General features: G+C 58.9%; 15 protein-coding genes. 4 read left to right on the forward strand and 11 right to left on the reverse strand.

The window, feature by feature from the left end; all coding sequences use genetic code 11:
• The first annotated feature begins 20 nt into the window (after window positions 1-20).
• The 3 genes from NCG91_RS08905 to NCG91_RS08915 all read left to right on the forward strand — a co-directional run bounded on the left by NCG91_RS08905 (window position 21) and on the right by NCG91_RS08915 (window position 4353).
• Window positions 21-1187: an HPP family protein gene (locus tag NCG91_RS08905; RefSeq protein WP_251349419.1), complete on the forward strand. Its 1167-nt coding sequence runs from the start codon at window positions 21-23 to the stop codon at window positions 1185-1187.
• Entirely contained in the window at window positions 1184-2281 is a 1098-nt protein-coding gene (locus NCG91_RS08910) for a M48 family metallopeptidase (protein WP_251349420.1), read from the forward strand. Before NCG91_RS08905 ends, NCG91_RS08910 begins: the two co-directional genes overlap by 4 nt.
• A 260-nt stretch (window positions 2282-2541) precedes the next feature.
• On the forward strand, window positions 2542-4353 hold the full coding sequence (locus NCG91_RS08915; RefSeq protein WP_251349421.1) for a DUF885 domain-containing protein: 1812 nt from the start codon (window positions 2542-2544) through the stop codon (window positions 4351-4353).
• 73 nt (window positions 4354-4426) lie between these two features.
• On the opposite strand, the gene NCG91_RS08920 is transcribed toward NCG91_RS08915, so the two are convergent.
• The 3 genes from NCG91_RS08920 to NCG91_RS08930 form a co-directional block, all read right to left on the reverse strand.
• Complete coding sequence (locus tag NCG91_RS08920; RefSeq protein ID WP_099668278.1) at window positions 4427-5266, reverse strand: HDOD domain-containing protein; 840 nt, start codon at window positions 5264-5266, stop codon at window positions 4427-4429.
• A gap of 76 nt (window positions 5267-5342) precedes the next feature.
• Entirely contained in the window at window positions 5343-6023 is a 681-nt protein-coding gene (locus tag NCG91_RS08925; protein ID WP_251349422.1) for an ArsR family transcriptional regulator, read from the reverse strand.
• Between the two features lie 222 nt (window positions 6024-6245).
• Window positions 6246-6896 (reverse strand): TetR/AcrR family transcriptional regulator C-terminal domain-containing protein, encoded by a 651-nt coding sequence (locus NCG91_RS08930; protein WP_251349423.1) that lies wholly within the window; start codon window positions 6894-6896, stop codon window positions 6246-6248.
• Between the two features lie 80 nt (window positions 6897-6976).
• Between NCG91_RS08930 and NCG91_RS08935 the strand changes: the two genes are divergently transcribed.
• The gene (locus tag NCG91_RS08935; protein WP_251349424.1) at window positions 6977-8422 is read left to right on the forward strand and encodes an FAD-dependent monooxygenase; all 1446 of its coding nucleotides are present in this window, start codon (window positions 6977-6979) and stop codon (window positions 8420-8422) included.
• A gap of 66 nt (window positions 8423-8488) precedes the next feature.
• Here the strand turns inward: NCG91_RS08935 and rpoC are convergent, their stop codons facing one another.
• The 8 genes from rpoC to secE all read right to left on the reverse strand — a co-directional run bounded on the left by rpoC (window position 8489) and on the right by secE (window position 20732).
• Window positions 8489-12730 carry a DNA-directed RNA polymerase subunit beta' gene (gene rpoC, locus NCG91_RS08940; protein ID WP_034753138.1) on the reverse strand — a complete coding sequence of 1414 codons (4242 nt, stop codon included), beginning with the start codon at window positions 12728-12730 and terminating at the stop codon, window positions 8489-8491.
• A gap of 109 nt (window positions 12731-12839) precedes the next feature.
• The gene (gene rpoB / locus NCG91_RS08945) at window positions 12840-16946 is read right to left on the reverse strand and encodes a DNA-directed RNA polymerase subunit beta (RefSeq protein WP_077398780.1); all 4107 of its coding nucleotides are present in this window, start codon (window positions 16944-16946) and stop codon (window positions 12840-12842) included.
• A gap of 232 nt (window positions 16947-17178) precedes the next feature.
• The gene (gene rplL / locus NCG91_RS08950) at window positions 17179-17550 is read right to left on the reverse strand and encodes a 50S ribosomal protein L7/L12 (protein WP_070223390.1); all 372 of its coding nucleotides are present in this window, start codon (window positions 17548-17550) and stop codon (window positions 17179-17181) included.
• A 67-nt stretch (window positions 17551-17617) separates the two neighbouring features.
• Window positions 17618-18157: a 50S ribosomal protein L10 gene (gene rplJ / locus NCG91_RS08955; RefSeq protein WP_034753621.1), complete on the reverse strand. Its 540-nt coding sequence runs from the start codon at window positions 18155-18157 to the stop codon at window positions 17618-17620.
• A gap of 320 nt (window positions 18158-18477) precedes the next feature.
• Entirely contained in the window at window positions 18478-19173 is a 696-nt protein-coding gene (rplA, locus tag NCG91_RS08960) for a 50S ribosomal protein L1 (protein WP_034753134.1), read from the reverse strand.
• A complete protein-coding gene (gene rplK / locus NCG91_RS08965; protein WP_034753131.1) occupies window positions 19173-19607 on the reverse strand; it encodes a 50S ribosomal protein L11 in 435 nt (144 codons plus the stop codon). The genes rplA and rplK overlap by 1 nt, the downstream gene beginning before the upstream one ends.
• Window positions 19608-19722: 115 nt before the next feature.
• Complete coding sequence (gene nusG, locus NCG91_RS08970) at window positions 19723-20349, reverse strand: transcription termination/antitermination protein NusG (RefSeq protein ID WP_077398778.1); 627 nt, start codon at window positions 20347-20349, stop codon at window positions 19723-19725.
• Window positions 20349-20732 carry a preprotein translocase subunit SecE gene (gene secE, locus NCG91_RS08975; RefSeq protein WP_010394308.1) on the reverse strand — a complete coding sequence of 128 codons (384 nt, stop codon included), beginning with the start codon at window positions 20730-20732 and terminating at the stop codon, window positions 20349-20351. The genes nusG and secE overlap by 1 nt, the downstream gene beginning before the upstream one ends.
• Between the last annotated feature and the right edge of the window lie 8 nt (window positions 20733-20740).

Raw genomic sequence — 20740 nt, forward strand, 5'->3', positions numbered from 1 at the left:
GGCCCGAACGCGCCCTCCCCATGACGACTTCTTTCCTGGCACGCTGGCTGCCGCAACCAAACAACGGCAGCCGCCGCGAACAATTGCGCGCCTGCGCGGGCGCCATCTGCGGTCTGTTGCTCACTGGACTCATCTGCCACTTCCTGCTGGCCCCCGACAGCGCCAGTGTCTACCTGATCGCGCCCATGGGCGCCTCTGCCGTGCTGCTGTTCTGCCTACCGGCCAGCCCGCTGGCGCAACCGTGGTCCGTGGTGGGCGGCAACGTCGTCTCCGGCCTGGTGGGCATGGCTTGCGTGAAGTGGCTGGGATCGAGCGTGGGCGTTGCGGCCCTGGCCGCCTGCCTGGCCATCGGCGCCATGTTTGCCCTGCGCTGTTTGCATCCGCCGGGCGGGGCCGTGGCGCTCACCACCGTGGTCGGCGGCGCCAGCGTGCATGCGGCCGGCTTTGAGTTCGTCTTCATCACCGTGCTGTTCAATTCCGCCGTGCTGGTCGCTTGCGCCGTGCTGTACAACAACCTGACGGGGCGTCGCTACCCGCACATCCAGCAACTGGTGGCACCGCATCCGCACGCCACCCGGGATGACGTGCCCAGCAACCGCCTGGGCTTTTCGCCGGACGACCTCGATGCCGTCTTGCGCCAGCACAGCGAAGTGCTCGACATCAGCCGCGACGATTTGCAAGCCATCTTCCTGCAAACGGAAATGCGCGCCTACCAGCGCCGTTTCGGCGTCGTCACCTGCGCCGACATCATGTCGAAGGATGTGCTCAGCGTGGAATTCGGCACGCCGCTCGATGCTGCCTGGCGTACCATGCGCGAGCACGAGGTGGGCGCCCTGCCCGTGCTGAACCGGGCGCGCCGCGTCATCGGCATCATCACGCAGACGGATTTCCTGCGCCATGGCGGCCTCGACGATTATCAAGGCATGCGCCAGCGCCTGCGCGGCTTGCTGCAGCGCAGCGGCCTGTCCCACGGCGACAAGCCGGAAGTGGTAGGCCAGCTGATGACGCCGTCGCCGCACACGGCCCGCCTGGGCACGCCCATCATCGACCTCGTGCCCCTGATGGCCGACGCCGGCTACCACCATATTCCCATCCTCGACGAGGATGAACGCCTGGCCGGCATCATCAGCCAGTCCGACCTGATGGCGGCCCTGTACGAAAGTCGCTTTGCCGAGGCCGCCGCATGACGCCCTTCCAGGCACTGCTGACCGGTCCCGATGGCGGCCCGGCTGGCACGCCCGTCAGCGCACATTTCTTTGGCACCCAACTGGCCATCGATGCGCCCGGCCATGGTGTCGACGTGGCGCAGCTGGTCGTCAGCGTGGGCGGCGTCGACGGGCCGGAACTGTTCCTGAACTGGCTCGACGAACAAGGACGACAAGCGTCGCTGAAACCGCTCGGCGCGGAGGACATCGCCATCGTCTTGCGCGAAGCGCCGGCGGCGCTGCAGCCGCCACTGCAGCGTTTGTGGGGCGAGCGCCAGCGCAACCGGCGGCAGGTGTCGGGCTGGCTGCTCGGTTTGACGGGCGCCACCGTCGTCGCCACGGCCCTGCTGTGGTGGCAAGGCGGCCATGCCGTCGGCGCGCTGGCGGGGCTGATTCCCCTGTCCACGGAAAAGCAGCTGGGCGAACTGGCCCTGGCGCAAGTACGCGCGCAAGGCGGCATCAGCGAGAGCGGCGTGGCGCAGCAAACAGTGCAGGAAATCGGCCGCCAGCTGACGACCGGTTCGCGCTACCAGTACCGCTGGCTCGTCAAGCAGGACGACACGGTCAACGCGTTTGCCATGCCGGGCGGCATCATCGTCGTGCATACGGGCTTGCTGCGCCAGGCGGGGGATCCGGGCGAGCTGGCCGGCGTGCTGGCGCATGAAGTGCAGCACGTGGAGCAGCGCCATTCGTTGCGACAAATGATCAGCAGCCTGGGCTGGGGCGCCCTGATGGGCGTGACCATCGGCGACATCAGCGCCGTGGCCGCCATGCTGGCGCACCAGGCCGGCACCCTGTATTTCAGCCGCGACATGGAAGAAGAGGCGGATCGCCTGGGTTTGCTGGCCTTGCAGCGCGCGCGAATCCGCCCGGACGGCATGCTGCGCTTTTTCCAGAAGCTCGACGACAAGGACAAGGCCAGCGTACCGGGATGGATTTCCTCACACCCGCAAACGGCGGCACGCGCGCAGCAGATCCGCAGCCTGATCGCTGCCACGCCCTGTCCTGCCTGCGTCCCCTTGGTCAGCCAGCACTGGCAGGCGATGAAAGCCCTGGTCGCGCCAGCGGACAAATAGCAACATTTCTCCCGCACAATTTATCCAAACGCACTGGGCAATGGCGTATGCTTACGCCCCGGCTGTTCCATCTTGAACGGCCACCCCGACCCCGCCAAGAACGCCTATCAAAACCTACTGCGCGTCGTAATTTGCGGTCTGCGATGCTCACTGTACCTTCGTACAGTTGCGCTTCTCGACCACAACTTCCTTCCGCTCGCTACGGTTTTATTAGGCGTTGTAAGCCTCCGTTCATTCCCTCCTTACAAAGGATCTCGCGCATGAAGCATCGTTTTGCCGCCGGCACCCTCGGCACCCTGGCCATCTCCCTGTTGCTCGCCCATGCGCCCATGGCGCAAGCGGCCCAGCCCGCAGCCAAAACCGTGGCCGTCAGCGCGCCCAAAGCGAAGCGGCAGCTGCAAGTGCTGGCCGACCAATACTACGATGCGCTGGCCCGTTTCGAGCCGATCAATGCCACCGAGAGCGGCGACAACCGTTTCGACGACCAGATCGGTTCAGCCATCGTGCCCGCCGCGCGTGCAAAACAATTCGCCCTGTACCGCCAGTACCAGAAGACCCTGCGCAGCATTGCCCGCGCGCAGCTGTCGCACCAGGACCAGATCAATTACGATATCCTCGACTATGAACTGGCCACGGCGCTGAGCTTCGAGCGCTTCCCCGAATACCTGTTGCCCTTGAACCAGATGGACAGCATGCCCGTCACCCTGGCCAATTATGCGGGCGGAGAGGCATCGCAGCCTTTGACCACGGTCAAAGAGTATGACGCTTACCTGAGCCGTATTGGCCAGTTGCCGGGCTGGATAGACCAGGCCATCGCCAATATGCGGGTCGGCATGCAAAAAGGCATCGTGCTGCCGAAGGCGCTGACGGAATCGGCCTTGCCGCAATTCAAGAAACTCGTCAGCGCCACGCCGCAGGACAGCGTCTATTACACGCCCATCAAGAACTTGCCGGCCAGCTTTTCCGACGCGGACAAGGCGCGCCTGACGCAAACCTACACCGTCATCATCGAGGCCAAGCTGATGCCTGCGCTGCAGCGTCTGTCCACCTTCATGGAACGCGATTACCTGCCGGCCGGCCGCACGAGCAGCGGCTGGAGCGCCCTGCCCGATGGCGCCAGCTGGTACCAGGCGCGCGTGGCCAGCAGCACCACCACGGATTTGAAGCCGGAGCAAATTCACGCCATCGGCTTGAAGGAAGTGGCGCGCATCCAGGAACAATACGCGATCGTGGGCCCGAAGATGGGCTACAACGGCCCTGCGGCCGGCTTGCCCGTGTGGGTGTCGGAACAGGCGAAATACCGCCCGTTCAAGACGGAGCAGGAAGTGCTCGACGTCTACCGCAAGCTGAACGTGCTGCTGGACAGCAAATTGCCAGCCCTGTTCACTCTGGTGCCGAAGGCGCCGCTGGACTTGCGCCTGGAACCTGAACTGAGCCGCGACACGGCCGCCGACCACTACACGGCGCCGGCTGCCGACGGTTCGCGCCCGGGCGTGTTCTGGTCCGTCGTCACGGATCCGAAACTGTATGGCGACACAGGCATGACCACCCTGTTCCTGCACGAAGGCAAGCCAGGCCACCATTTCCACCTGGCGCTGGTGCAAGAGATGGACTTGCCGAACTTCCGCCGTTTCGGCGGCAACAATGCCTTCACGGAAGGCTGGGCCCTGTATGCGGAAACCCTGGGCAAGGAAATGGGCCTGTTCGAGGATCCGGCCCAGTATTTCGGCCACCTGAACGACGAGATGCTGCGCGCCGTGCGCCTGGTGGTCGACACGGGCTTGCACACCAAGGGCTGGACGCGCGAGCAGACGATCAAGTACATGCGCGACACCCTCGGCTATGACGCCGTGGCGAAAAGCGAAACGGAACGCTACATGGCATGGCCGGGCCAGGCGCTGGGCTACAAGATCGGTTCGCTGAAAATCGTCGAACTGCGCCAGCGCGCGCAGCAAGCGCTGGGAGACAAATTCAGCCTGCCGAAGTTCCACGAAGTGGTACTCGGCGACGGCACCCTGCCCCTGAAGCTGCTGGAAGCCAAGGTCGACCGTTGGATCGCGCAGCAGAAGTAAGCGGCAGCGCCTGAAAACAAAACGGCAGCACCTCGATGGCGCTGCCGTTTTTTTTCGCCGCCGGCGTTTCCAGCTACACCAGCAGCGCGGCGCTCATCGAGTGTACTTCCTCGGCCGATTCGGCCAGGATGCTTTGCAGGGTCTCGTTGTCGATAATGAAATCGATGACGGAATCGGAGGGCGTGAGCATTTCCACGTACGTCAGCTGCAAGGGCGACGGCACGGGTGACAGTTGCTTGGCCAACAACAAGGTATCGAGCAGGGAGTCGGGCGGGATGGATAGCAAGCCATCGCGCAAGCCTTCGATGGCTTCGCTCACGGCCAGCGGGATCAGCAGCTTCTTCATGACTTCGCGGGAAATGATCTCTTCAGCGGACTCCATCCAGTGATCCGTATCATCGTCGAGCAAGCCGGGGAACTCGTCGGCACGCGACAGCAAATAGAAGCCGCCCACCTCATGCACGATACCGGCGAACAGCGCCGTGTCGGCATCGACGTGCGTCACGCGGCGGGCCAGCACGTGCGCCAGCGCCGCCACGTGGGCCGTGTGCTCCCATAGCTGGGTCGCCTTCTGGCGCAGGACGGGGTCGATGATCTTGCTGCCGAACTGGCGCACCACCATGGCCGCCACCAGCGCATACAGATTGCGGTACCCCATGCGCATCACGGCGGCGCGCACGCTGGTCACGGGCGCCGCATCGCCGCGGCTGTACACGGCCGAGTTGGCCAGCGCGACCGTGCGCGCCGCCAGCAAGGGTTCGCCCAGAACCAGCTTGATCGCATGGTCGATATGGCAGTCCGGTTCAGCCAGGGCCAATTGCAATTGCAATGCGGAATTCACACTCGTGGGAAACGTTAATTCTCCCCGCACTGCCTGGGAAACAATTAAACCGAAAGCCTGTAGTTTATTCATCATACGATCAATCCGCCTCAGATATTTTTCCAGCCAAAAATTTCATATGTCAGAAATTGAATGCCAGGCCCGGCCTTTAGAATACAGATGGCGTGTCATTCGCCTGCATGGAAGAATCTGGCAATGCCAGCGCATGCAATAGCGATTCATCGCCAATAACAAACAACTTCGGCTGCTGTAATACCTGCAGCAGAAATGGCTGGCCTTCACGCAGACGCCGGCGATAATCGGCCAGCGTATATAAGTTGGGATTGATTTTACGCCTCAAGGTTCGCTCGGCCGGCGCCAATCCCGTCAACAGATCGCCATAATTGGCTTCTTCGCCCACCAGCAGCAAATCGATGGCGCTGCCAGGCATGTCCTGTCCCTTCGCCGTGGCACCCGACACGAATGCCAGGTGCAACTGGGCACGCAAGGGCGCCAGAGTCATGCTGAGGACGCCAACGATGCCGAAAGTTTTCTGCACCAGTCCGCTCAATTCCGGATACACGAGGCTTTCCTTGTTGGGCCAGAAGCGCCGCACATTGCCGATCCGCTCCGACGTGATCAGGCCGGACTCATGCAAGCGGCGCAGCTCCCGTTGCGCCGACGCGCTGCCAAGGCCGGTCAAACGCATGATCTCGTTCAAGTGAAAGCCTTCATTCACGCGGACAAACAGCAATCCCAGCAATTTCTGCTGGGCGGGAGTAAATAGGGCTTGGGCAATCATGCGCCAAATCTTAGCATGAATAAACTGATAATTGGCGTGGCCCGCCATGCCCATACATTTGCGCAACACGTGTGCCGGCCGCGACCAGTGGCGGCCGTGCTGACGGCACTCGGTATCACCGGACACGCCACGGCACGTCCCGTAACGGCGCCGGGGAGGAGAATCAATGTGAGTGCTTACTACAAAGCGAACAACGCAACATCAAAATGCGCGATAAAAAGAAGGTGATTGAATATGCCCGATCATCAAAATATATGGATGCCTGACAGATCAATTATATATACCTTGATTCGTTTTAATTTTTTCCCGCAAACCGATCATAATCAAATCGAGTCCCGCATTAAAACGGTCGTCGATTTCCGCATTAAAGATGGCATCCATGGATGCGAGCACGTGCGGATAATGGTCGGCCGCCATGGCGGCGAAAGCGGCACGCCGGCTCGATAATGCATGCATCGCGGCGCTTCCCGGTCCCGTGCCTTGCGCTTCCATGACAAAACCGAGCACATAATAGAGCAGCGTAAATGCGCTCCAGCTGGCCAGTTTCTCCGATGCCCCGGCTACACGCATCGGGCCGATTAACGCTTCGGCAACGCGAAACACGTTTTCCGATATCACATAGGTACCGCCAAAGACGCGCACGCCATCGCGGCGGGCCGATAACGCCGCGCGCAGTTGCGCCGCCACCTGGCGCAACTGCGCTTCCCAGCCCGCATCCGCATCGACGTTCCTTGCCACGTCTTCGATCAGCACGTCGGCCATGCCATCGAGCAAAGCCTGCTTGTTCGCAAAATGCCAGTACAGCGAAGCGGCCTTGATGCCCATCGCATCGGCCAGGCAGCGCATGGTCAAGCCTTCGATACCCACTTCGTCCAGCAGCTCGAGCGCCCTGGCCACCACGGCTTCGCGTTGAATTTTCATTTTCCTGTCATTTCCCTTGAAACTCTAACGTCGTTAGTTTACCATTTTGCACAGACTAACGACGTTAGATTGAGAGTGACATGCACAATAGCGATATCGAAGTCATCATCGTCGGAGCCGGCCCCGTCGGCCTGACCCTGGCCTGCGAATTGCGCCTGGCCAGCATCCGCGTGACCATCCTGGAACGGCGGCCGCAGCGCAGCGCGCATTCGCGTGCGCTGACCATCCATGGCCGCACCCTGGAAATGCTGGGCTTGCGGGGCCTGGATCAACGCTTTGTTGCGCTGGGCACCTCCTTGTCCAGCGGTCACTATGCGGGCCTCGATACCCGGCTCGATTTTTCCGGCTTCGACACGCCCCATCCCTACACCTTGTTCCTGCCGCAAAACACGACGGAACGCCTGCTGGAAGAGCGATTGCTGGAAGACGGCGTGGCAATTGTTCGCGGCGCGCTCGTGGAACAGACACAGCAGGATGACGATGGCGTCACGGTGGCCGGCACGCACGACGGCGCTCCATTCTGCCTGCGTGCCCGTTACCTGATCGGCACCGATGGCGCTCGCAGCCTCGTGCGCCAGCAGGCGGGTATCGCCTTCGACGGCGTGGCGGCCACTTGCAGCATGCTCATGGGAGATGTGCGGCTGCGCCATCCGCCCGCGTCACCCATGCTGTCCCTGACGAACGCAGCGGGTAGCCTGATGATCGTGCCGCTGGAGCAAGGCCGCTACCGCGTCATCACCCTGAATGCGCGCCGCCCCCAGGTTGCGGCGGCGGAAGCGGCCACCGTGGAGGAGTTATCGCAGGCCAGCACGGCCATCGCGGACTACGATTTCGGCCTGCATGACGCCAGCTGGCTGTCGCGCTTCAACGACGAAACACGGTTGGCCCGGCGCTATCGCCAGGGACGCGTCTTCCTGGCCGGCGATGCCGCCCACATCCACATGCCGGCAGGCGGCCAGGGCATGAACGTGGGGATGCAGGACGCGATGAACCTGGGCTGGAAGCTGGCCGGCGTGCTCAAGGGTTATGCACCGGACAGCCTGCTCGACAGCTACCATGCGGAGCGCCATCCCGTTGGCGTGTCGTTGCAGCACAATACCCTCGCGCAAACGGCCATGCTGACGCGTTTTGACGCGCACACCCTGGCCCTGCGCGCCACCATCAGCGACATGCTGGCACAACCGGACGTCAACCGTGCGCTGGCCAGCGAGTTGTCCGGCTTTGGCGTGCGCTATCCCATCTCGCTGGGCTCTGACGCGAGCGCCGGCAGCGCAGACTGGATCGGCAGGCGCGTGCCCGACTGGTTGCTGCGCCTGGCCGACGGCACGGCCGTGGGCATCCATGAACTGCTGCACGCGGGAAAATGGCTGCAGTTGGTCGTTGGCAATGCCGCGCACACAGCACAACCGTACCGTTTCGATGCGGCCTGGCTCACTTCGCTGACCATCAAACCCGGCTGCCAGCCACTGGCCGGCATCAAAAGCCTGCTGATCCGGCCCGACGGCTATGCGGACCACGCGGTCTGATTGACTTATCTCAAGACGAAAAAAACGGCACCCGAAGGTGCCGTTCTTGTCAGCTAGCAGCGCAGATTACGCTTCGTCGCCGTGGTGTTGCTGGGTCTCGATATCCTGCAGCGCTTCGGCAGCTTCGCCAGCCATCGAGGCTTTCTCGGCCAGCAGCAGCGCTTGACGCTCTTCCACTTCCCACGCTTCTTTCTCTTTGCGTGCGCGGTGGAAGGCCAGGCCCGTACCGCCAGGAATCAGACGGCCGACGATGACGTTCTCTTTCAGGCCGCGCAGACCATCGCGCTTGCCCATGATCGCCGCTTCGGTCAGCACGCGGGTGGTTTCCTGGAACGATGCGGCCGAGATGAACGAATCGGTCGACAGCGATGCCTTGGTAATACCCAACAAGACGTTTTCGTAGGTCGCTGGAATCTTGTTCTCAACGGCCATGCGATCGTTCTCGTCCAGCAGTTCCGAACGCTCTACCTGCTCGCCAACGATGTAGTTGGTGTCGCCGGCATTGACGATCTGAACACGGCGCAGCATCTGACGCACGATCACTTCGATGTGCTTGTCATTGATCTTCACGCCTTGCAGACGGTACACGTCTTGCACTTCGTCAACGATGTAACGTGCCAGCGCTTCGATACCCAGCAGGCGCAGGATGTCTTGCGGATCGGCCGGGCCGTCCACGATCATCTCGCCCTTGTTCACGACTTGGCCGTCATGCACCAGCACTTGTTTGTCCTTGGTGATCAAGAACTCATGCTTGTTGCCGTCCATGTCCGTGATTTCCAGACGCTGCTTGCCCTTGGTTTCTTTACCGAACGCAACCGTACCCGTGACTTCCGCCAGCATACCGGCATCTTTCGGCGAGCGCGCTTCGAACAGTTCCGCAACGCGTGGCAGACCACCGGTAATATCGCGCGTTTTTTGCGATTCGGTAGGAATACGTGCCAGCACTTCACCAACCGATACCTGTTGACCGTCCTTGACCATGATCAGTGCGCCGACCTGGAAGCCGATCGCCACCGAGTGTTCGGTACCGGCGATCTTGACTTCTTCGTTCGCGTCGTTGATCAGCTTGACTTGCGGACGCAACGTTTTCGTCAACGAACCGCGACGTTTCGCATCGATCGCCACTAGGGTGGACAGACCGGTCACTTCGTCGACCTGACGGGCTACGGTGACGCCTTCTTCGACGTTCTCGAAACGCACTTGACCGGCGTATTCGGTAATGATCGGACGGGTCAGCGGATCCCACGTTGCCAGGGCCGTACCGGCCTTGATGACCATGCCGTCCTTGACGATCAGGGTCGCACCGTACGGCACTTTATGACGCTCACGCTCACGGCCATGGTCGTCGGTGATCAGCACTTCGCCGGAACGGGAAATGACGATTTGCGCGCCCTTGCCGTTCGTCACGTAACGCATGGTTGCCGTGAAGCGGATGGTACCGTTCGACTTGGCTTCCACCGACGATGCCACTGCTGCACGCGATGCCGCACCACCAATGTGGAACGTACGCATGGTCAGCTGGGTACCAGGCTCACCAATCGACTGCGCTGCCACCACACCGACGGCTTCGCCGGCGTTGACCAGCATGCCGCGGCCCAGGTCGCGGCCATAGCACTTGGCGCACAGGCCGAAGCGCGTGTCGCAAGTCAGTGGCGTGCGAACCTTGACTTCATCGATGGACAGACGTTCGATCTCTTCGACCATGTCTTCGTCCATCAAGGTGCCCGCTTCGTACAGCGTTTCCTGGGTTTCAGGATTGACGACGTCATGCACCACCACGCGGCCGAGGATACGGTCACGCAACGGTTCGATGACTTCACCACCTTCGACCAGTGCCTTCATGACGGCGCCGTTCATGGTGCCGCAATCGTCCTCGATCACCACCAAGTCTTGCGTCACGTCAACCAGACGACGCGTCAGGTAACCGGAGTTAGCCGTCTTCAGCGCCGTATCGGCCAGACCTTTACGCGCACCGTGGGTCGAAATGAAGTACTGCAAAACGTTCAGACCTTCGCGGAAGTTCGCGGTAATCGGCGTTTCGATAATCGAGCCATCCGGTTTGGCCATCAGACCACGCATACCGGCCAACTGGCGAATCTGGGCTGCGGAACCGCGCGCGCCGGAGTCGGCCATCATGTAAATGGCGTTGAACGATTCTTGCGTCGACTTGGTGCCGTCGCGGCGGATCACGTCTTCGACTTTGAGCTGGTCCATCATGGCCTTGCCGACTTCATCCGAGGTCTTGCCCCAGATATCGACTACCTTGTTGTAACGCTCGCCGGCGGTCACGAGACCCGAGGCGTATTGCTGTTCGATCTGCTTGACTTCCGATTCGGCCGTCGCGATCAGGGTCACTTTTTGAGGCGGTACCAGCATGTCGTCGACGCAGATCGAGATACCGGCGCGTGTCGCCAGGCGGAAACCCGATTGCATCAGTTTGTCTGCGAACACCACGGTGGCGCGCAGGCCGCACTTGCGGAACGACGTGTTGATCAGCTTGGAAATTTCTTTCTTTTTCAGCGCGCGGTTCAGGACGGAGAACGGCAGGCCTTTAGGCAGAATTTCCGACAGGATCGCACGGCCGATCGTCGTTTCGTAGCGGGTAACCGTTTTCTCGAATTCGCCCGTTTCGGCGTTTTTCGGGTATTCGGTAATACGCACGGTAACGCGGGTCGTCAGTTCGACTTCCTTGTTGTCGTAGGCGCGGATCACTTCCGATACGTCAGGGAACATCATCCCTTCGTTCTTCGCATTGATCGCTTCGCGAGTCGCGTAGTACAGACCCAACACGATATCCTGGGAAGGAACGATCGATGGTTCGCCGTTCGATGGGAACAGAATGTTGTTCGATGCCAGCATCAAAGTGCGTGCTTCCATCTGCGCTTCGATCGACAGAGGAACGTGGACCGCCATTTGGTCACCGTCAAAGTCGGCGTTGAATGCGGCGCAGACGAGCGGGTGCAGCTGGATGGCCTTGCCTTCAATCAGGACTGGCTCGAACGCCTGGATACCCAGACGGTGCAAGGTAGGTGCGCGGTTCAACATGATCGGATGTTCACGGATCACGTCTTCCAGGATGTCCCACACGACCGGCTCTTGAATCTCGACCAGCTTTTTCGCAGCCTTGATCGTGGTAGCCAGACCCATCAGTTCCAGTTTATTGAAAATGAATGGTTTGAACAGTTCCAGCGCCATCAGTTTCGGCAAGCCGCACTGATGCAGTTTCAATTGCGGGCCCACGACGATGACCGAACGACCGGAGTAATCGACGCGTTTGCCCAGCAAGTTTTGACGGAAACGGCCGCCCTTGCCCTTGATCATCTCTGCCAGCGATTTCAGCGGACGCTTGTTGGCGCCGGTCATCGCTTTGCCGCGACGGCCGTTGTCCAGCAGCGAATCGACCGCTTCTTGCAGCATGCGCTTTTCGTTGCGTGTGATGATCTCTGGAGCGCGCAGCTCCATCAGGCGTTTCAGACGGTTGTTACGGTTGATGACGCGGCGATACAGATCGTTCAGATCCGAGGTCGCGAAACGGCCGCCATCCAGCGGTACCAGCGGACGCAGTTCCGGCGGCAGCACTGGCAGCACTTCCATGATCATCCAGTCAGGCTTGATGCCCGAACGTTGGAACGCTTCCAGCACTTTCAGGCGCTTCGCGTATTTCTTGATCTTGGCTTCGGATTTCGACTCCTTCAGTTCCACGCGCAGGGTTTCGGCATCGCGGTGGATGTCGATCGAGCGCAACAGTTCACGGATACCTTCGGCGCCCATGAAGGCGGTGAAGTCGTCGCCGTACTCTTCGTACTTGGCGGCGTAGTCGTCTTCCGACATGATCTGGCATTTTTTCAGCGGGGTCATGCCTGGATCGGTCACGACGTATGCTTCAAAGTACAGCACGCGTTCGATGTCCCGCAGGGTCATGTCCAGGACCATGCCCAGACGCGACGGCAGCGACTTCAGGAACCAGATGTGCGCGGTAGGCGAGGCCAGCTCGATGTGGCCCATGCGCTCGCGGCGCACCTTGGCCAGGGTGACTTCGACGCCGCACTTTTCGCAGATCACGCCGCGGTGTTTCAGGCGCTTGTACTTGCCGCACAGGCATTCATAATCCTTGATCGGGCCAAAGATCTTGGCGCAGAACAGGCCGTCGCGCTCAGGCTTGAAGGTACGGTAGTTGATGGTTTCCGGCTTCTTGACTTCGCCGTAGGACCACGAACGGATTTTCTCAGGCGAAGCGAGACCGATCTTGATTGCATCGAAGGTCTCGTTGGTCTGTACTTGCTTGAATAGATCGAGCAGTGCTTTCATGTATCACTCCAGAGGTGATTAAATTTCTATATTCCTGAGACTACATTGCCCGGCGTGGTTTCCCAGCCGGGCTTTGTGTTTCCCAAACCAAATGACAGGTGGCTGTCTTTTAGTTGCGTTCGAGGTCGATATCGATACCCAGCGAACGGATTTCCTTGACCAGCACGTTGAACGATTCCGGCATGCCGGCGTCGATCACGTGGTCGCCCTTGACGAGGTTCTCGTACACTTTGGTACGGCCATTCACGTCATCGGACTTGACGGTCAACATCTCTTGTAAGACATACGACGCGCCATACGCTTCCAGTGCCCAGACTTCCATCTCACCGAAACGCTGACCACCGAACTGGGCTTTACCGCCCAGTGGCTGTTGCGTCACCAGCGAGTAAGGACCGGTCGAACGCGCATGCATCTTGTCATCAACCAAGTGATGCAGTTTCAGCATGTGCATGACGCCGACAGTAACCTTGCGCTCGAACGCTTCACCGGTGCGACCGTCATACATGGTCACCTGGTTTTTCGAAGCGGTCATGCCCAGGTTCTTGGCGATGTCGTCCGGATACGCCAGGTCCAGCATGCGGCGGATCTCTTCTTCATTGGCACCGTCGAACACTGGCGTGGCGAATGGAACACCTTTTTTCAGGTTTTCCGCCAGCTTCATGATCTCTTCGTCGTCGAAGTCGTTCAGCTCTTCGGCACGGCCGTTGTCGTTGTAGATCGTCGTCAGGTACTTGCGCACTTGCTCGACCTTGGTTTGCGCCTTCAGCATTTCGCCGATGCGGATACCCAGACCCTTGGCAGCCCAGCCCAAGTGAGTCTCGAGAATCTGACCAACGTTCATCCGCGAAGGAACGCCCAGCGGGTTCAGCACAACGTCGGCTGGCGTGCCGTCGGCCATGTATGGCATATCTTCCACAGGAACAATACGGGAAACCACACCCTTGTTACCGTGGCGACCTGCCATCTTGTCGCCCGACTGCAGGCGGCGTTTCACGGCCAGGTACACCTTGACCATTTTTTGCACGCCTGGTTGCAGCTCATCGCCTTGCGTCAGTTTCTTGCGCTTCTCTTCGAAGGCCAGATCGAACTGGTGACGCTTCTCGTTGATCGATTCCTTGATCGCTTCCAGCGCTACTGCTGCATCGTCGTCCGCAGGGCGGATGTCGAACCAGTGGTATTTGTCCAGATCGGCCAGGTATTCCTTGGTGATCTTGGCGCCTTTGGCCAGCTTTTTCGGGCCGCCGTTGACAACTTTGCCGATCAGCATTTTTTCCAGACGCTGGAAAGCATCGCCTTCAACGATACGCATCTGGTCGTTCAAATCCAGACGGAAGCGTTTCAGTTCGTCATCGATAATTTGCTGAGCACGCTTGTCGCGCACGATGCCTTCACGGGTGAAGACTTGCACGTCGATCACGGTACCGATCATGCCCGAAGGCACGCGCAGCGAGGTGTCTTTCACGTCCGACGCTTTTTCGCCGAAGATCGCGCGCAGCAGCTTCTCTTCCGGGGTCAGCTGGGTTTCGCCTTTAGGCGTTACCTTACCGACCAGGGTGTCGCCGGCTTGTACTTCCGCGCCGATGTAGACGATACCGGACTCATCCAGACGAGCCAGCTGGTTTTCAGCCAGGTTCGAGATGTCGCGCGTAATTTCTTCCGCGCCCAGTTTCGTGTCACGGGCCACCACCGACAACTCTTCGATGTGAATCGAGGTGTAGCGGTCGTCCTTGACGACGTTTTCCGAGATCAGGATCGAATCTTCGAAATTCAGACCATTCCATGGCATGAAGGCCACGGTCATGTTCTGGCCCAGCGCCAATTCACCCAGGTCGGTCGATGCGCCGTCGGCGATCACGTCGCGCTTGGCAACACGGTCGCCCACTTGCACGATAGGACGCTGGTTGATGTTGGTGTTCTGGTTCGAACGGGTGTACTTGATCAGGTTGTAGATGTCGACGCCCACTTCACCAGCGGTTGCTTCGTCATCGTTGACGCGAATCACGACACGGCCCGCATCGATGTAATCGACGATACCGCCACGCAGCGCTTGCACGGTGGTGCCCGAGTCGACCGCAACGGTGCGTTCGATACCAGTACCGACCAGTGCTTTTTCCGGACGCAAGCAAGGCACGGCCTGGCGTTGCATGTTGGCGCCCATCAATGCACGGTTCGCATCATCGTGTTCGAGGAACGGAATCAGCGAGGCAGCGACGGAAACGATCTGGCCTGGCGCCACGTCCATGTACTGGATGCGCTCCGGGGAGACCAGGATGGTTTCGCCGGCTTCACGGGCCGAGACCAGTTCATCGGACAGCATGCCTTCGTCGTTGATGGTCGCATTCGCCTGAGCGATGATGTAGCGGCCTTCTTCGATGGCGGACAGGTAGTCGATCTGATCGGTAATCTTGGAACCTTCGACCTTGCGGTACGGGGTTTCCAGGAAGCCGTATTCATTCAGGCGGGCATACAGAGCCAGCGAGTTGATCAGACCAATGTTCGGACCTTCCGGTGTCTCGATCGGGCAGACGCGGCCGTAGTGGGTCGGATGCACGTCGCGCACTTCAAAGCCGGCGCGTTCGCGTGTCAGACCGCCGGGTCCCAGAGCCGATACGCGGCGCTTGTGGGTAATTTCCGACAGAGGATTGGTTTGGTCCATGAACTGCGACAGCTGGGACGAACCGAAGAACTCGCGAATCGCGGCCGAAATCGGCTTCGAGTTGATCAGGTCGTGCGGCATGAGGTTGTCCGCTTCGGCTTGGCCGAGGCGTTCCTTGACGGCGCGTTCAACACGCACCAGGCCGGCGCGGAATTGATTCTCGGCCAGTTCGCCCACGCAACGTACGCGACGGTTACCCAGGTGATCGATATCATCGACTTCGCCGCGGCCATTGCGCAGTTCCACCAGGATCTTGATCACGGCCAGCACGTCTTCGTTCGACAGGGTCATGGCGCCGGTCAGTTCATCGCGGCCAATGCGGCGGTTGAACTTCATGCGGCCCACGGCCGACAGGTCGTAGCGGTCCGAGTTGTAGAACAGGCCATTGAACAGCGCTTCAACGGAATCTTCCGTTGGCGGTTCGCCTGGACGCATCATGCGGTAGATCGCCACTTTCGCAGCCATCTGGTCGGCGGTGTCGTCGATACGCAGGGTTTGCGAGATGTAGGCGCCCTGATCCAGGTCGTTGGTGTACAAGGTCTGGATTTCGGAAATGTTGGCATCGCGCAAGCGACCCAGCAAGTCTTCGGTCAGCTCATCGTTCGCGGACGCGACGACTTCGCCGGTATCGCCATCGACGATATTCTTCGCCAATACGCGGCCCAGCAGGTAGTCTTCCGGTACGGAAATATGCTTGATGCCGGCAGCTTCGATATCACGCACGTGTTTCGCGTTGATACGCTTGTCTTTCAGCACCAGGGTCTTGCCCGACTTGTCGACGATGTCAAAGCGCGCCACTTCGCCGCGCAGACGTTCGGAGACGAATTCCATTTCCGCGCCTTCGGAGCGCAGGTTGAAATTGTCGAAGACAAAGAAATTCGCCAGGATTTGCTCGTGCGACATGCCGATGGCTTTGAGCAGGATCGTCACTGGCATCTTGCGGCGGCGGTCGACGCGGAAGAACAGGATGTCTTTCGGGTCGAACTCGAAGTCCAGCCACGAACCGCGGTAAGGAATGATACGCGCGGAGAACAGCAGCTTGCCCGACGAGTGGGTCTTGCCGCGGTCGTGTTCGAAGAACACGCCAGGCGAACGGTGCAGCTGGGAAACGATAACCCGCTCCGTGCCGTTGATGACGAACGAACCGGTGGTCGTCATGAGCGGCAATTCGCCCATATAGACTTCCTGTTCTTTCATTTCCTTGACGACAGGCTTGGTTGGCGATTCCTTGTCCAGGATCACCAGGCGCACTTTCGCGCGCAGCGGCGACGCGAACGTCAGGCCACGTTGTTGACATTCTTTGACGTCAAAGGCAGGATCGCCCAGAACGTACGACAAGAATTCGAGACGCGCAAAACCATTGTGCGAAACGATAGGGAAAATCGAAGTGAAAGCCGACTGCAGGCCATCATTCTTGCGGCCGGACGGTGCTATGTCCTCTTGCAAGAAACTATGATAAGACTCGAGCTGGGTCGCCAGCAGGAACGGAACGTGGTGAACGTTGGCGCGCTTCGCGAATGATTTGCGAATGCGTTTCTTCTCAGTAAATGAGTAGTGCATGGACACTCCGTGAGTGACAGAAAGGATAGAAAATTCAGGTTTTGCAAGTGTTCGTTTGCACCGCTGCGTGTGACACAGACGAAACCTCAAGGCTCTGCTTTCCGGCTTGAATCGAACAAAACTGCTGCTACAAATACGATACAGACGACAAAGGAGCCAAAGTCGGATTTCCCCCCTTGCGAGGGGAAACCTCAGACTTTGACTCGGGCGCTAACTGACGCCGGTACAGATATTACTTCATCGAAGCGGTTGCGCCGGCTTCTACCAGTTTCTTAACTGCTGCTTCAGCATCAGCTTTCGACACTGCTTCTTTCACAGTTTTTGGTGCGCCATCGACCAGGTCTTTAGCTTCTTTCAAGCCCAGGCCGGTGATTTCGCGAACTGCTTTAATGACGCCAACTTTGTTTGCGCCGAAGGTGTCCAGAACAACGTTGAACTCGGTTTGCTCTTCAGCTGCTGCTGCTGGGCCTGCTGCAGGACCGGCCGAAGCCATCGCTGCTGCGGACACGCCGAATTTTTCTTCGAATGCTTTAACCAGGTCGTTCAGGTCCATTACGGACATGGCGCTAACTGCTTCCAGGATATCGTCTTTGCTAATTGCCATTTTGAAACTCCTAAATTTATTACGTTAGTTACATCAGATTGGTACTGAGAGAAAAAAGCGCGCGCAATTAAGCGGCTGCTGGGGCTTCTTCTGCTGCTGCTTCTGCAGGAGCTTCGGCGCCTTCGCCTTTTTTCGCTGCCAGGGCAGCCAGACCACGTGCAAAGCCCGAAACCGGAGCCAGCATAACGCCCAACAACTGCGAAATGAGGACTTCACGGCTAGGAATGCTCGCCAACGCGGTGACAGCAGCTGTATCCAGCGGCTTGCCTGCGTAGTTACCTGCTTTGATGACCAGTTTGTCGTTGGTTTTAGCGAAGTCAGCGATGACTTTAGCTGCTGCAACGGCATCGGCCGAGATCGAGTAGATCAACGGGCCGGTCATGGCATCTGCCAGGCTGGCGAATGCGGTACCTTCAACGGAGCGACGAGCCAGAGTGTTTTTCAACACACGCAGGTACACGCCTTGGGCACGCGCTTTAGCACGCAGTTGCGTCAAGTGACCAACCTGGATGCCACGATATTCGGCCACGACGATCGTTTGCGCATTTGCTACTTGTGCGGAAACTTCGGCGACGACGGCCTTTTTGTCATTCAGATTGAGACTCACGGTCAACCTCCTTAAATGATGTTCGGCAATCACAACCGAGTGGTTGAGCGCCTTGCATCGGTTCGAACACGGCGTCCGAAGTCAAGAAGTACTAAACTGAGCGGATGGATTCACGCAGCATGAGGACTACAAAACTTGTTCGGGTACACCATCTGCGTTGGGCACTTGCCGTTGCCGGCAAGCCTATTAACCTTCTGCATGTGCGATCGCAGTCGGCCCAACGGTCTTTGATTGTCTGCCTGCCTGGTGCGAACACCGGGCAGACAGCCCAAAGATGCGCCCGCAGCGCCCGAAGGCGCTACAGGACTTGATTCTGTTACTTAAGCTGCCAGGCTAGCCTGGTCAACACGGACGCCAGCGCCCATGGTCGACGACAGCGAAACTTTGCGCAGGTACACGCCTTTGCTCGATGCTGGCTTGGCTTTGTTCAGTGCGTCGATCAGTGCGACCAGATTCGACTTCAGATCTGCGTCAGCGAACGATTTACGGCCGATGGTAGCGTGGATGATACCGGATTTGTCGGTACGGTACTGAACTTGACCGGCTTTCGCGTTTTTCACGGCGGTAGCGACGTCAGGAGTAACAGTGCCAACTTTCGGGTTAGGCATCATGCCGCGTGGGCCCAGGATCTGACCCAGGGTACCAACGATACGCATGGTATCTGGCGAAGCGATAACGATATCGAAAGGCATGTCGCCGGCTTTGATCTGCTCAGCCAGGTCTTCCATACCAACGATGTCGGCGCCAGCTGCTTTAGCAGCTTCAGCTTTTTCGCCCGACGCGAATACTGCCACGCGTACGGTTTTGCCGGTACCAGCTGGCAACACGACGGAGCCGCGCACCACTTGGTCGGATTTCTTAGGATCAACACCCAGTTGTACCGATACGTCGATCGATTCATTGAACTTGGCCGTTGCGCACTCTTTGATCAGAGCGACAGCGTTGTCGAAAGCGTACACTTTGGTACGGTCGACTTTGGCTTTCAAAGCCTTGATACGTTTGGATAACTTAGCCATTATACAACACCTTCCACCGTGATACCAATCGAACGAGCGGAACCAGCGATGGTGCGTACAGCAGCATCCATGTCGGCAGCGGTCAGATCAGGGGTTTTCAATTTAGCGATTTCTTCAGCTTGTGCGCGGGTCAGCGTACCGACTTTGTCGGTATGTGGCTTCGGCGAACCTTTGGTGATCGCAGCAGCTTTTTTGATCAGGTAGGTTGCTGGAGGCGTCTTCATCACGAACGTGAAGGACTTGTCCGCAAATGCGGTGATCACGACTGGAATCGGCATGCCTGGCTCCAGACCTTGGGTCTGTGCATTGAAGGCCTTGCAGAATTCCATGATGTTCAGACCACGTTGACCCAGAGCTGGACCGATTGGTGGGGATGGGTTTGCTTTACCAGCTGGCACTTGCAGCTTGATAAAACCAATGATTTTCTTTGCCATGATGGCTCCTATCTTGGATTGAGTAGTAGCGCCCCGCCGATCCTACCCTGGCGGGGCTCCTCTGACCGGATTTCGCTGAGACTGCCGCGACGCTCCTGGTGGCGCTTGATAATACTTAGACTTTTTCGACCTGGCCGAATTCGAGCTCTACCGGAGTAGCGCGACCGAAAATGGTGACCGAGACGCGCACTTTGGATTTCTCGTAGTTGACTTCTTCGACATTGCCGTTGAAGTCGGTAAACGGACCATCCTTGATGCGGACTTGCTCGCCCACTTCGTACAAGGTTTTCGGACGGGGCTTTTCAACACCTTCCTGCATCTGCTTCATGATGCCGTCGATTTCGCGCGCGGAGATCGGCGTCGGCTTGTTCGACTTGCCACCAATGAAACCGGTAACCTTGCTGGTGTTCTTGACCAAGTGCCAGCTTTCGTCCGTCATTTCCATTTCAACCAGCACATAGCCAGGATAGAAACGACGTTCGGTGACGGACTTGACGCCATTCTTGACTTCGACAACTTCTTCGATCGGCACCAGGATCTGGCCGAACTGGTCTTGCATGCCCGCGCGCTCGATGCGCTCGGTCAGTGCGCGCATGACGCTTTTTTCCATGCCGGAATAAGCATGCACGACATACCAGCGCTTGCTGCTCACTGGCACGCTCAGCGCTGCACCAGTGTCCGCTACCGGAGCGTCGCCCGGAACGGACTCGTTCGCCGCTTCATCATGCACATTTTCGCTCATTATTTTTTCCAACCCAGAATTACGTCATACAACAAAAACTCGAGCAATTTATCCGTGCCCCACAGGAAAATCGCCATGACCAGCACAAAGGCAAACACGATCGCAGTAATCTGCGTGGCTTCTTTGCGGGTAGGCCAAACGACTTTCTTGGTTTCGCGCACAGCTTCTTTGGCGAAATTGAGAAATTCACGGCCGGTCGTCGAGACATACAAGAGCGCAACAGCAATAACCAAACCAGCCACAAGCGCGCTTGCACGCACCAGAGCTGGTTGGCCTGCCAGGTAATAAAACCCGACTACTCCTGCAATCGCAGCCACTATTGCCAGCGCGACTTTTATCTTGTCACTCGACGTGCTAACGGTTTGCACGGATTGATTTGACATTTTTCTAC

Source organism: Janthinobacterium kumbetense (assembly GCF_023703445.1).
Taxonomy (GTDB): domain Bacteria; phylum Pseudomonadota; class Gammaproteobacteria; order Burkholderiales; family Burkholderiaceae_D; genus Janthinobacterium; species Janthinobacterium kumbetense.